We start from the raw sequence: 12,157 nt of genomic DNA on the forward strand, positions 1-12,157 counted from the left end.
CCTACTTAATTAACGGCTACGATAGGCGAAACGATCGTCCATACGGAGACTAGCTGGTGGCCAGTTCTCTAAACGCATGCCGAGTTGTAAGCCTTTAGAAGCCAGAACATCTTTGATTTCAGTTAACGATTTTTTACCAAGGTTAGGAGTTTTTAACAACTCCACTTCAGTACGTTGAACCAAGTCACCGATGTAGTAAATATTTTCTGCTTTCAAACAGTTAGCAGAACGAACAGTAAGCTCTAGATCATCTACTGGACGAAGCAAGATTGGATCCACTTCTTCGCGAGGCTCTTGAGCAACAGGAGCTTGATCTTTCTGAAGATCAACAAAAATTGCAATTTGTTGTTGCAAGATTGTTGCCGCTTTACGGATTGCTTCTTCAGGATCAACTGTACCGTTAGTTTCAAGATCAATGATCAATTTATCAAGGTCAGTACGTTGTTCTACACGCGCGTTTTCCACGGTGTAAGACACACGTTTGATTGGGCTATAAGAAGCATCTAACTGTAAGCGACCCACAGGGCGAGTCTCGCCTTCTGGGAAACGTGAGTCAGAAGTTTCATAACCACGGCCTTGAGAAACTTTCAGGCGCATTTTTAAATTGCCTGAAGCACTTAAAGTGCCGATCAAATGCTCAGGGTTTACCACTTCAACATTATGAGGTAAACGAAGATCAGCCGCTGTTACATCGCCTGGACCTTGTTTTTCTAATGTCAAATATGCTTCGTTTTGATCGAACAGCTTAATCGACAATCCTTTTAGGTTCAGCAAGAGCTCGACGATGTCCTGCTGCAAGCCTTCTAAGGTACTGTACTCGTGCTCGACACCTTCTATCTCAACTTCTACCACAGCAGCGCCAGGTAAAGAAGATAATAGGATACGACGTAAAGCATTACCAAGAGTATGGCCAAAGCCACGCTCTAATGGTTCCAGAATAACTTTTGCCGAGGTCCCGCTAGCCGCTTCGACCTTGATCGCTTGCGGAGTTAGAAACTCATTTGCAGTACGCGTCATTATTGCTACCTCAAGGGATTATTTAGAATACAATTCTACAATCAAGCTTTCGTTGATTTCAGCAGGTAAATCAGAACGATCCGGTGCAGCTTTAAACGTACCTTCTAGTTTTGAATGGTCAACTTCCATCCAAGAAGGGATACCACGTTGAGCAGCCAATTCAATTGCGCTTTTAATACGTAATTGTTGTTTAGCACCTTCGTGAACCGCGATTACATCACCAGCTTTAACTTGGATAGACGCGATGTTAACACGACGACCATTCAAAGTAATGCTACGGTGAGATACAAGCTGACGAGCTTCTGCACGTGTAGAACCAAAACCCATGCGATAAACTACGTTATCAAGACGGCTTTCAAGCAATTTCAACAAGTTTTCACCTGTTGCGCCTTTCACACGAGCAGCTTCTTTATAGTAGTTACTAAATTGACGCTCTAACACACCGTACATACGACGTACTTTTTGTTTTTCACGTAATTGTAGTGAGTACTCAGATTGCTTAGCACGGCTTTGACCATGTTGGCCAGGAGCTTTAGCATGTTTTTTTGTCTTAACGTCAAACGGTTTAACGCCTGATTTAAGTTGCAGGTCTGTCCCTTCGCGGCGAGAGAGTTTGCATTTTGGACCAATATAACGAGCCATGAATGTTTCTCCTTACACGCGACGTTTTTTAGGTGGACGACAACCGTTGTGCGGGATTGGCGTCACATCGGTAATGCTGTTAATTTTATAACCCACTGCACCTAAAGCACGAACCGCAGACTCACGACCAGGACCAGGACCTTTTACAAGGACGTCCAAGTTTTTCAAACCGTAATCCAAAGCTGCTTTACCAGCAACTTCAGCAGCTACCTGAGCAGCAAACGGAGTTGATTTACGTGATCCACGGAAGCCTTGTCCACCAGAGGTAGCCCAAGCCAGTGCATTACCTTGACGATCGGTAATAGTCACAATGGTGTTATTAAAAGAAGCGTGAATGTGTGCAACACCTTCAGAGACGGTACGAGTGACCTTCTTGCGTGTGCGAGTATCTTTAGCCATCTTTTAGCTTCCAGAAATCTTATTTCTTAATAGGTTTGCGCGGACCTTTACGGGTACGTGCGTTAGTTTTGGTGCGTTGTCCACGGACAGGCAAGCTGCGACGATGACGAAGACCACGGTAGCAGCCTAAATCCATTAAACGTTTAATGTTCATGGAAATTTCGCGACGTAAATCACCTTCGGTTGGAACCTTGGTAATTTCCGCACGAATCGCATCAAGCTGAGCATCATCCAATTCACGGATCTTAGTAGTTGGTGCAATACCAGCAGCAGCTAAGATGTTCTTAGCAGTGTGGCGACCGATACCAAAAATATACGTGAGGGAGATAACAGCATGCTTGTTATCCGGAATGTTTACACCGGCAATACGAGCCATTCACTTTCTCCAAAAAGGCAGTAGAGATAATCAACCGCCCCACAAATATCTTGAGGGGCGGATAATAACCTAATTAGCCTACTGAAATCAACAGGTCTTGATCAGATTAACCTTGACGCTGCTTATGACGAGGTTCAGCGCTACAAATCACGCGGATAACCCCATTACGACGGATAACTTTACAGCTACCACAAATTTTTTTAACAGAAGCTTGTACTTTCATGATGAAACCTCAAGTGCGCTTATCCCTTAGGATGAGCAGTCGTTTTTCTCATTAACGTTTGATTGTCATACTGGTGCGAAGTAAGATGGGCTTGTAGCTGTGCCATAAAGTCCATCACAACAACGACTACGATCAGCAAAGATGTACCACCCAAGTGGAATGGAATACCAAAAGAACTTTGCAGAATCATTGGCATCAAACAGATGACCGTAATATAAATTGCACCAATAAAAGTCAAACGATTAAGAATATGATCTAAGTAACGAGCAGTTTGCTCACCTGGGCGAATACCAGGTACATAAGCTCCGCTGCGTTTCAAGTTCTCTGATACTTCTTTAGGACTGAACACAAGTGCAGTATAGAAATAACAGAAAAAGATAATTAACGCACCGAAGAGCACCAAATACAAAGGTTGTCCAGGCGATAATACCAATGCCAAATCTTGTAGGCTACGCTTTATGATTCCTGCATTTGGATCAGAACTACCCAACCATTGACCTAAACTTGCAGGGAACAGCAATAATGAACTCGCAAAAATTGCTGGAATAACCCCCGCCATATTCAATTTCAACGGCAAATGTGTCTGCTGTGCAGTAAATACGCGACGCCCTTGTTGCTTTTGAGCATAGTTAACCGGTATACGACGTTGTGCCTTTTCAATAAATACAATCGCAGCAAGAACTGCAACTGAAAGTAATGCAAATATAGCCAGACCAATTAAGCTTGATTGACCATTATCCACCGAAGTGAATGCTTGCATTACGATATTTGGCAAACCAGCAACGATACCTGCAAAAATGATCATGGAGATCCCATTACCAACACCACGTTCGGTAATTTGCTCCCCTAACCACATTAAGAACATGGTGCCTGCAACCAATGAAGTTACAGCAGGAATGTAAAAAGCCAGTCCTGAAGTCAAGGTTATTCCTTGGCTAATCAGACCAGCACACATACCTACACCTTGCACCAATGCAAGTAATAACGTGCCGTAACGCGTATATTGATTAATCTTACGCTTACCCTGCTCGCCTTCTTTCTTTAATGCTTCCAGCGAAGGAACCACTGTTGACATCAACTGCACAATAATCGATGCAGAGATATATGGCATGATCCCCAACGCAAGAATTGACATTCGCTCTAATGCCCCGCCAGAGAACATATTAAACAAACCTAAGAAAGTACCTTCATTAGCTTTGAAAAAACGTTCTAAAGCGACATTATCAATACCCGGCAGTGGAATATGTGCTCCTAGTCGAAAGACCAACAATGCGCCAACCAAAAACATTAATCGACGAATAATTTCACGATATTTCACATGAAATGGTTGGCCTTTCATCATGTTAACATGACCTGAAGAACTAGGAGACATAGACACTAGCGATTACTCCTCGACTTTACCGCCAGCAGCTTCTACAGCAGCTTTAGCGCCTTTAGTCAAAGCAACACCTTGTACAGTGAATGCACGAGTAATATCACCAGAAAGTACGATACGAGCACGAGTCATATCTTTACGTACAACATTGGCAGCTTTTAAAGTTTCAAGTGAAATGATATCACCTTCAACTTTAGCAAGCTCTGATAAACGTACTTCAGCAGTTTTTAAAGCAAGTTGGCTAGTGAAGCCGAATTTAGGTAAACGACGATATAACGCTGTTTGACCACCTTCGAAACCTGGACGTACGCCACCGCTCTTACGTGATTTTTGACCTTTGACACCACGGCCACCAGTCTTACCAACGCCAGAACCGATACCACGGCCTAGACGAAGGTTATCACGCTTAGCACCTTCTGCAGGTGCAATAGTATTTAAACGCAGAGTCATGGCTTATTCCTCTACACTAACCATATAGTAAACTTGGTTGATCATACCGCGGTTAGAAGGAGTATCAACTACTTCAACAGTGTGACCGATACGACGCAGACCTAAACCTTTAAGGCTAAGCTTGTGATTTTTCAAGCGGTGCGCAGAAGATTTAGTCTGGGTAACTTTAATCGTTTTCATGATTGATTACCCTTGAATTTGTTCTACAGACAAACCACGTTTCGCAGCGACTTTCTCTGGAGAAGTCATATCACGCAAACCTTTGAAAGTTGCGTTTACTACGTTAGCAGCATTTGTAGAACCATAGCATTTTGTCAATACGTTATGTACACCAACAGCTTCTAGAACTGCACGCATAGCGCCACCAGCAATTACACCAGTACCTTCAGAAGCAGGTTGCATGTAAACGCGGCTTGCACCGTGACGAGCATTAATAGGGTGTTGTACAGTACCGTTAACAAGCTCAACAGTAATCATGTTACGACGTGCAGCTTCAAGTGCTTTAGAAATAGCAGCTGGAACTTCACGTGCTTTACCACGACCAAAACCTACGCGACCATTACCATCACCCACAACAGTTAATGCTGTGAAAGAGAAGATACGACCACCCTTAACAACTTTGGCTACACGATCAACGGCAACCAGCTTTTCAACAAGACCTTCGTTTTGTTCAACTTTAGCCATGATTAGAACTCCAAGCCGTTTTCACGGGCAGCATCAGCCAAGGCTTTGATACGACCATGATATTTGAAACCAGAACGGTCAAATGCAACTTTAGTAACGCCAGCTGCTTTAGCACGTTCAGCAATTAAAGCACCTACTTTAGTCGCTGCATCAACGTTACCAGTTGTACCAGCACGCAAAGTAGCATCTAAAGTTGAAGCTTGAGCTAAAACTTTGCCACCATCTGCTGAGATAACTTGAGCATAGATGTGACGCGGTGTGCGGTTTACACACAAGCGAGTCGCACCCAATGCACGAATGTGCAAGCGTGTGCTTTTCGCACGACGCAAACGGGATTGTTTCTTTTCGTTCATAAGAACCTCGCGCCTTATTTCTTCTTAGCTTCTTTACGAAGTACAACTTCGTCAGAATAACGAACACCTTTACCTTTATAAGGCTCTGGTGGACGGTAACCACGGATGTCTGCAGCAACTTGACCCAAAGCAGCTTTATCAGCTGATTTAAGAATGATTTCAGTTGCAGTAGGAGTTTCAGCAGTTACACCTTCAGGAAGCGTATAATCGATCGGGTGAGAGAAACCAAGGTTAAGGTTAACAACGTTACCTTTAACCGCAGCTTTATAACCAACACCGATAAGTTGTAACTTACGTTCGAAACCTTCGCTAACACCTTTTACAAGGTTGTTAAGCACAGCGCGAGCAGTACCAGCTTGCATCCAAGCGTCTTTCGACTCAGCTTTAGGAGCAATTTGAAGTTGACCTTCTTCCTGTTTTAGCTCGACCAGCGCATGCAGGTTGAAAGACAATGTACCTTTGCTGCCTTTCACTTCGACCTGCCGGCCGTTCTGAGTAACTGTTACACCGTTAGGTACAGTTACTGGGGCTTTAGCCACACGAGACATGAGGAATCACCTATTAAGAAACAAAAGCAATAACTTCACCACCGATGCCCGCAGCACGTGCAGCGCGATCAGTCATGATGCCTTTGCTTGTAGAAACAATTGCAATACCTAAACCTTGCTTAACGCTAGGAAGTGCATCTTTACCGCGATACTGACGTAGACCTGGACGACTTACGCGTTTCACAGTTTCGATAACTGGTTTGCCTTCAAAATATTTTAACGTAATGGTTAAAGTTGCTTTGCCTTCAGCATCTGCAACTTCTACGTTTGAAATATAACCTTCTTGTTGAAGTACGTTTGCAATTGCAACCTTCAACTTAGAATTTGGCATAGAAACAGTTTGTTTCTTTGCCATTTGTGCGTTACGAACACGGGTTAACATGTCGGCAACGGTATCTTGCATACTCATTTATAGTGCTCCTTACCAGCTTGCCTTAACAACGCCCGGTACATCACCTTGCATTACTGTGTCACGTAATTTGTTACGGCTTAAACCGAACTTACGGAAGTAACCATGAGGACGACCAGTTAAACCACAACGGTTACGTAGACGTACTGGAGACGCATTACGTGGTAATGCCTGTAACTTCATCATCGCATCGAAACGTTCTTCGTCGCTCGCATTTACATTTGCAATCGTCGCTTTTAATTCAGCACGTTTTGCAGCAAATTTAGCAACTGTTTTTTCGCGTTTCAATTCGCGATTAATCATACCTTTCTTAGCCATATCGACCTCTTATTTGAACGGGAAGCCGAATGCACGCATAAGCGCACGGCCTTCGTCATCGGTGCGAGCAGTCGTAGTGATGGTAATATCCATACCACGAATACGATCAATCTTATCGAAATCGATTTCAGGGAACATGATTTGTTCCTTCAAACCCATCGAATAGTTACCACGACCATCAAATGATTTCGCAGAAAAACCGCGGAAGTCACGAATACGAGGGATCGCGATAGAGATCAAACGGTCTAAGAATTCGTACATTTGTTCGCCGCGTAAAGTAACTTTACAACCAATCGGCCAACCATCACGGATTTTGAAACCAGCGATTGATTTGCGAGCGAGTGTAAGAACTGGTTTTTGACCAGCAATCGCTTGCATATCAGAAAGAGCGCCATCTAACAATTTCTTGTCAGCTGATGCTGCACCAACACCCATGTTAATGGTGATTTTAGTGATGCGAGGAATCTCCATCACATTTTTAACGCCCAATTGCTCTTGTAACTGAGCTTTAAGTACGTCGTTGTAACGTGTTTTAAGTCTGGCCATTGCCTATTTCAACCTTTTACTTCGCTACCGCCACTGATTCACCGTTAGACTTGTAAACGCGAGTTTTCACGCCTTCAATCGTTTGGTAACCAACACGGTCAGCCTTTTGGGTTGTAGCATTAAAAATTGCCACGTTTGAGATATGAAGCTCAGCTTCTTGAGTTACGATGCCGCCTTCAGCGCCAGTAGCTCGGTTAGGCTTTTGATGCTTCTTCACCAAGTTAAGGCCTTCAACCTTAACGCGGTCATTAGAAACTGACAATACAGTACCCTGTTTGCCTTTTTCTTTACCTGCGATCACGATTACTTGATCGCCTTTTTTAATCTTAGCCATGAGTGCCTCTTATAGAACTTCAGGAGCCAATGAAATGATTTTCATGAACTGTTCAGTACGAAGTTCACGAGTCACTGGTCCGAAAATACGAGTTGCAATCGGCGCTTTGTTGTTGTTCAAAATAACAGCAGCATTGTCATCAAAACGAATGATAGAACCATCCGGACGACGTACACCAAATTTTGTACGTACAACTACAGCATTCATCACGTCACCTTTTTTAACACGTGCGCGTGGAATAGCTTCTTTTACAGTAACTTTAATAATGTCGCCAACAGAAGCATAACGACGATGTGAACCACCAAGTACTTTAATACATTGTACGCGGCGAGCACCACTGTTGTCTGCTACGTCGAGCATACTTTCGGTTTGAATCATTGCCCTACTCCAAAACCGAGCATCACCGGTCACATTTCGAAAGGCTCAAAGAGTACTCGAAATTGACCGATGATGCAACAAGAACGTCTAATTACTCAGCAGCTGCTTCAATCACTTCAACTAAAGTCCAAGACTTAGTTTTAGAAATTGGGCGGCTTTCTTTAATGGTCACTACGTCGCCAGTTTTAGCAACATTGTTCTCATCATGAGCGTGTAATTTAGTTGAACGGCGGATTGATTTGCCATACAACGGGTGTTGAACGCGGCGTTCAATAAGCACAACAATAGACTTGTCCATTTTGTCGCTTACAACTTTACCGGTTAACGTGCGAACTGTTTGTTCACTCATTGTCCGTTCCCCTGTTTTTCGGTAAGGAGTGTCTTGATACGAGCAATAGTCTTGCGAGTAAGTGCAACTTCGTGCGATTTACCCAATTGACCAGTTGCCTTAGCCATACGAAGACGGAATTGGTTAAGCTGTTGCTCATCAAGCAAAGCTGTCAACTCTTCTACCGATTTTTCACGTAGATCTTTAGTTTTCATTACATTACCGTCCGAGTCACGATAGTGGTTTTAAACGGAAGTTTAGCAGCTGCAAGCGTAAATGCTTCACGAGCCAATTCTTCGTTAACACCATCAATTTCGTACAAGACTTTACCTGGTTTGATTTGGCAAACCCAGTATTCCACAGAACCTTTACCTTTACCCATACGAACTTCTAATGGTTTTTCAGTAATTGGCTTGTCAGGGAAAACACGGATAAAGATCTTACCACCACGTTTAATACGACGGCTGATTGTACGACGCGCAGCTTCAATTTGACGTGCAGTCATTTGACCACGTTCAATAGATTTAAGTGCGATAGTACCGAAAGATACTGTGCTACCACGGTGTGCTAGACCAGTGTTACGGCCTTTTTGCACTTTGCGGAATTTAGTACGTTTAGGTTGCAACATGGATTATTCTCCTTTTTCAGCAGAACGATCATTGCGACGACCACGACGCTCTTGACCTTCACCACGACCGCGACCGCGTTTAGCTGGACGTTCTTCAGCAGGAGCAGGGTTCATGACTTGTTTCATGCCACCTAAGATCTCACCACGGAAAATCCAAACTTTAACACCAATCGTACCGTAAGTCGTTTCAGCACGCATAGTTGAGTAGTCGATGTCTGCACGAAGCGTATGCAAAGGTACACGACCTTCACGATACCACTCAGTACGAGCAATCTCAGCACCACCTAAACGACCAGAAACTTCAACTTTGATACCTTTAGCACCAGCACGCATCGTGTTTTGAACCGCACGCTTCATAGCACGACGGAACATTACACGTTTCTCTAATTGAGAAGCGATTGCTTCAGCAACTAAACGAGCGTCTAAGTCTGGGCGATCGATTTCGTTGATGCTTACTTGCGCAGGAACACCCATAATAGATGTTAATTCGCGTTGTAATTTTTCAATGTCTTCGCCTTTTTTACCGATTACGATACCAGGACGAGCAGTGCTAATCGTAATTTTAGCAGCGCCTGTTGGACGTTCGATAAGAATATTGCTTACCATTGCGTTCTTAAGTTTTTTAGTTAAAAACTCACGAACTTGCAAATCTTTAAGCAAGTATTCAGCGTATTGTTTCGGATTCGCATACCAGTTAGCGTTATGACGTTTCACAACACCTAGGCGGATACCGATTGGATGAACCTTCTGACCCATATCAAACCCCTACCTTAACGGTGATGTGACAAGTACGCTTAGTAATACGATCTGCACGGCCTTTAGCACGTGGCATAATACGTTTCAGGCTGATGCCTTCGTCAACGTAAATCGTAGATACTGTAAGGTCGTCTACATCTAAACTGTTATTATGTTCAGCGTTTGCAATCGCAGATTCCAACGCTTTTTTAACTAAAACTGCAGCTTTTTTGTTGCTGAAGTTCAAGATATTTAAAGCGTGAGCAACAGATTTGCCACGGATCAGATCTGCAACCAAACGTGCTTTTTGTGCCGAGATAGCGGCACCGCGTAATTTAGCAGTAACTTCCATCATCGCACCTTAACGTTTAGATTTCTTGTCAACACCGTGACCACGATAGGTACGAGTTGGCGCGAATTCACCGAGTTTATGACCAACCATGTGTTCAGATACGATCACTGGAACATGGTTACGACCATTATGAACAGAAATTGTTAAACCAACAAAATCTGGGAGAATCATCGAACGACGCGACCAAGTTTTGATCGGCTTGCGAGAGTTACTCGCTACAGCCGCTTCAACCTTAGCGAACAAGTGCGCATCGACGAATGGGCCTTTTTTCAGAGAACGAGGCATTGTCAGATTCCTTTACTTGTTACTTAACGCGACGGTCGCGAATAATCATCTTAGTCGTACGCTTGTTGGTACGTGTCTTGTACCCTTTAGCTTTTTGACCCCATGGGCTTACAGGTTGAATACCTTTGTTACGCCCTTCACCACCACCGTGTGGATGGTCAACCGGGTTCATCGCCATACCACGAACGGTAGGACGAACACCACGCCAGCGTGATGCACCAGCTTTACCTAGTGAACGAAGGTTGCTTTCTGAGTTAGAAACTTCACCCAAAACAGCACGGCATTCAACGTGAATTTTACGCATTTCACCAGAACGTAAACGAACGATAGCGTAAGAACCGTCACGACCCAACAACTGAACAGAAGTACCAGCTGAACGAGCTAATTGCGCGCCTTTACCGATTTTAAGTTCGATGTTGTGAAGAGTAGAACCGATAGGCATGTTGCGAAGTGGCAAGCAGTTACCTGGACGGATTGGAGCATCGTTACCAGATTGTACTTTATCACCAGCACGCAAACCTTTAGGCGCAATGATGTAACGACGTTCACCGTCAGCATACTTTAACAAAGCAATATGCGCTGTACGGTTAGGATCGTATTCAATACGTTCAACTACAGCTGGAATGCCGTCTTTGTTACGTTTGAAGTCAACGATACGGTAGTGTTGTTTATGACCACCACCAACGTGACGAGTTGTAATGTGACCGTTGTTATTACGACCACCAGTACGTTTTTTAGCTTCAACCAACGGAGCATAAGGCGCGCCTTTGTGAAGATGGTCGTGAACGACTTTCTCTACAAAGCGACGTCCTGGTGACGTTGGCTTACATTTTTGAATAGGCATAATTCTCGTCCTTATTCCGCTGCGCTTTCAGCGGTATCGCCCAAGTCAGCCATTTCAACATCTTGGCCAGCTTTCAGGGTGACGTATGCTTTTTTAACATCAGAACGACGTCCTAATGTTTTACCAAAGCGTTTAGTCTTACCTTTAGTGATCGTTGTGTTAACTTTAACAACTTGAACACCAAAGAGTTGTTCCACTGCTTTTTTGATTTCAAGCTTGTTTGCATCAAGTGCAACTTTAAAAACTTGAACACCAGCAGTTTCACCTAAAACTTGTGCTTTTTCTGAGAATACAGGTCCTTGTAGGACTTGATAGATACGTTCGTTGTTCATCCGAGTTCTACCTCAATTTTCTTAGCAGCAGCTACAGACATAACAACTTTGTCGAACGCGATCAAGCTAACAGGATCGATTGCAGCAGCATCAACCACATCAACGTGTGGAATGTTACGTGCAGCAAGATACAAGTTCTCATCAACAGCATCAGTAACGATCAATGCACGAGTAGCATTCAAGTCGTTAAGTTTTGCAAGCAACTCTTTAGTTTTTGGAGCTGCAACAGCAAACTCTTCAACTAAAACCAAGCGATCTTGACGAACAAGTTCAGCCAGGATGCATTGCATAGCACCGCGATACATTTTACGGTTTACTTTTTGAGACCAGTCTTGTGGACGAGCAGCAAAAGTTTTACCACCGCCAACCCAGATTGGGCTACGAATAGAACCAGCACGAGCGCGGCCAGTACCTTTTTGACGGAATGGTTTTTTACCACCGCCAGAAACGTCTGCACGTGATTTTTGAGCTTTAGAACCTTGACGACCACCAGCTAAGTAAGCTGTAACAACTTGGTGTACAAGAGCTTCATTAAATTCACGACCGAACGCAACTTCTGATAATTCAACAGCAGAGCCGGAAACAGTATTTAAATTCACGT

The 12,157-nt window shown here is 43.8% G+C and carries 24 protein-coding genes and 1 pseudogene; all 25 read right to left on the minus strand.

Translation table 11 applies throughout. The features are described from left to right. Nucleotides 1-9: 9 nt before the first annotated feature. Complete coding sequence (locus tag H4I94_RS11515; protein WP_004869497.1) at nt 10-1,017, minus strand: DNA-directed RNA polymerase subunit alpha; 1,008 nt, start codon at nt 1,015-1,017, stop codon at nt 10-12. 18 nt (nt 1,018-1,035) lie between these two features. Further along, nucleotides 1,036-1,659, minus strand: a complete 624-nt coding sequence (rpsD, locus tag H4I94_RS11520; RefSeq protein WP_092820780.1) for a 30S ribosomal protein S4 — start codon at nt 1,657-1,659, stop codon at nt 1,036-1,038. Between the two features lie 12 nt (nt 1,660-1,671). Continuing rightward, nucleotides 1,672-2,058: a 30S ribosomal protein S11 gene (gene rpsK / locus H4I94_RS11525; protein WP_001040166.1), complete on the minus strand. Its 387-nt coding sequence runs from the start codon at nt 2,056-2,058 to the stop codon at nt 1,672-1,674. Between the two features lie 19 nt (nt 2,059-2,077). After that, nucleotides 2,078-2,434, minus strand: a complete 357-nt coding sequence (gene rpsM / locus H4I94_RS11530) for a 30S ribosomal protein S13 (RefSeq protein ID WP_086174447.1) — start codon at nt 2,432-2,434, stop codon at nt 2,078-2,080. A gap of 106 nt (nt 2,435-2,540) precedes the next feature. After that, nucleotides 2,541-2,657: a 50S ribosomal protein L36 gene (gene rpmJ, locus H4I94_RS11535; protein ID WP_000867907.1), complete on the minus strand. Its 117-nt coding sequence runs from the start codon at nt 2,655-2,657 to the stop codon at nt 2,541-2,543. Between the two features lie 19 nt (nt 2,658-2,676). Continuing rightward, complete coding sequence (secY, locus tag H4I94_RS11540) at nt 2,677-3,996, minus strand: preprotein translocase subunit SecY (protein WP_171259726.1); 1,320 nt, start codon at nt 3,994-3,996, stop codon at nt 2,677-2,679. A 45-nt stretch (nt 3,997-4,041) separates the two neighbouring features. Then, nucleotides 4,042-4,482 carry a 50S ribosomal protein L15 gene (gene rplO / locus H4I94_RS11545; RefSeq protein ID WP_086174449.1) on the minus strand — a complete coding sequence of 147 codons (441 nt, stop codon included), beginning with the start codon at nt 4,480-4,482 and terminating at the stop codon, nt 4,042-4,044. Nucleotides 4,483-4,485: 3 nt separating this feature from the next. Next, a complete protein-coding gene (gene rpmD, locus H4I94_RS11550) occupies nt 4,486-4,662 on the minus strand; it encodes a 50S ribosomal protein L30 (protein WP_092820776.1) in 177 nt (58 codons plus the stop codon). 6 nt (nt 4,663-4,668) lie between these two features. Continuing rightward, entirely contained in the window at nt 4,669-5,166 is a 498-nt protein-coding gene (rpsE, locus tag H4I94_RS11555) for a 30S ribosomal protein S5 (protein WP_086195763.1), read from the minus strand. Between the two features lie 2 nt (nt 5,167-5,168). Beyond that, the gene (gene rplR / locus H4I94_RS11560; RefSeq protein WP_053579516.1) at nt 5,169-5,519 is read right to left on the minus strand and encodes a 50S ribosomal protein L18; all 351 of its coding nucleotides are present in this window, start codon (nt 5,517-5,519) and stop codon (nt 5,169-5,171) included. A 14-nt stretch (nt 5,520-5,533) separates the two neighbouring features. Beyond that, nucleotides 5,534-6,067, minus strand: coding sequence for a 50S ribosomal protein L6 (gene rplF, locus H4I94_RS11565; RefSeq protein WP_092820774.1), 534 nt, complete (start codon nt 6,065-6,067; stop codon nt 5,534-5,536). Nucleotides 6,068-6,080: 13 nt separating this feature from the next. Beyond that, the gene (rpsH, locus tag H4I94_RS11570) at nt 6,081-6,476 is read right to left on the minus strand and encodes a 30S ribosomal protein S8 (RefSeq protein ID WP_053579514.1); all 396 of its coding nucleotides are present in this window, start codon (nt 6,474-6,476) and stop codon (nt 6,081-6,083) included. A gap of 12 nt (nt 6,477-6,488) precedes the next feature. After that, a complete protein-coding gene (gene rpsN / locus H4I94_RS11575; RefSeq protein ID WP_086174452.1) occupies nt 6,489-6,794 on the minus strand; it encodes a 30S ribosomal protein S14 in 306 nt (101 codons plus the stop codon). 9 nt (nt 6,795-6,803) lie between these two features. Continuing rightward, a complete protein-coding gene (gene rplE, locus H4I94_RS11580) occupies nt 6,804-7,340 on the minus strand; it encodes a 50S ribosomal protein L5 (RefSeq protein ID WP_086195767.1) in 537 nt (178 codons plus the stop codon). A 16-nt stretch (nt 7,341-7,356) separates the two neighbouring features. Further along, the gene (rplX, locus tag H4I94_RS11585) at nt 7,357-7,674 is read right to left on the minus strand and encodes a 50S ribosomal protein L24 (RefSeq protein ID WP_086195768.1); all 318 of its coding nucleotides are present in this window, start codon (nt 7,672-7,674) and stop codon (nt 7,357-7,359) included. Nucleotides 7,675-7,683: 9 nt separating this feature from the next. Continuing rightward, nucleotides 7,684-8,052 carry a 50S ribosomal protein L14 gene (rplN, locus tag H4I94_RS11590; RefSeq protein ID WP_086174455.1) on the minus strand — a complete coding sequence of 123 codons (369 nt, stop codon included), beginning with the start codon at nt 8,050-8,052 and terminating at the stop codon, nt 7,684-7,686. Nucleotides 8,053-8,143: 91 nt separating this feature from the next. Next, the gene (rpsQ, locus tag H4I94_RS11595) at nt 8,144-8,401 is read right to left on the minus strand and encodes a 30S ribosomal protein S17 (RefSeq protein WP_086195769.1); all 258 of its coding nucleotides are present in this window, start codon (nt 8,399-8,401) and stop codon (nt 8,144-8,146) included. Then, complete coding sequence (gene rpmC / locus H4I94_RS11600) at nt 8,398-8,595, minus strand: 50S ribosomal protein L29 (RefSeq protein ID WP_004650482.1); 198 nt, start codon at nt 8,593-8,595, stop codon at nt 8,398-8,400. The genes rpsQ and rpmC overlap by 4 nt, the downstream gene beginning before the upstream one ends. Beyond that, nucleotides 8,595-9,008 carry a 50S ribosomal protein L16 gene (gene rplP, locus H4I94_RS11605; RefSeq protein ID WP_067669331.1) on the minus strand — a complete coding sequence of 138 codons (414 nt, stop codon included), beginning with the start codon at nt 9,006-9,008 and terminating at the stop codon, nt 8,595-8,597. The genes rpmC and rplP overlap by 1 nt, the downstream gene beginning before the upstream one ends. Beyond that, nucleotides 8,948-9,764 (minus strand): annotated as a pseudogene (rpsC, locus tag H4I94_RS11610) (30S ribosomal protein S3). The gene rplP and the pseudogene rpsC overlap by 61 nt, the downstream one beginning before the upstream one ends. 1 nt (nt 9,765) lies before the next feature. After that, complete coding sequence (gene rplV, locus H4I94_RS11615) at nt 9,766-10,095, minus strand: 50S ribosomal protein L22 (protein ID WP_086195771.1); 330 nt, start codon at nt 10,093-10,095, stop codon at nt 9,766-9,768. Nucleotides 10,096-10,104: 9 nt separating this feature from the next. Further along, nucleotides 10,105-10,380: a 30S ribosomal protein S19 gene (gene rpsS, locus H4I94_RS11620; protein WP_004869548.1), complete on the minus strand. Its 276-nt coding sequence runs from the start codon at nt 10,378-10,380 to the stop codon at nt 10,105-10,107. Between the two features lie 19 nt (nt 10,381-10,399). After that, a complete protein-coding gene (gene rplB, locus H4I94_RS11625) occupies nt 10,400-11,224 on the minus strand; it encodes a 50S ribosomal protein L2 (RefSeq protein ID WP_086195772.1) in 825 nt (274 codons plus the stop codon). An 11-nt stretch (nt 11,225-11,235) separates the two neighbouring features. After that, nucleotides 11,236-11,556 carry a 50S ribosomal protein L23 gene (gene rplW, locus H4I94_RS11630; protein ID WP_004691323.1) on the minus strand — a complete coding sequence of 107 codons (321 nt, stop codon included), beginning with the start codon at nt 11,554-11,556 and terminating at the stop codon, nt 11,236-11,238. Continuing rightward, nucleotides 11,553-12,155 carry a 50S ribosomal protein L4 gene (gene rplD, locus H4I94_RS11635; RefSeq protein WP_086195774.1) on the minus strand — a complete coding sequence of 201 codons (603 nt, stop codon included), beginning with the start codon at nt 12,153-12,155 and terminating at the stop codon, nt 11,553-11,555. The genes rplW and rplD overlap by 4 nt, the downstream gene beginning before the upstream one ends. Between the last annotated feature and the right edge of the window lie 2 nt (nt 12,156-12,157).

The sequence above is a fragment of the Acinetobacter sp. T_3_1 genome, from assembly GCF_025377055.1.
GTDB lineage: Bacteria > Pseudomonadota > Gammaproteobacteria > Pseudomonadales > Moraxellaceae > Acinetobacter > Acinetobacter kookii.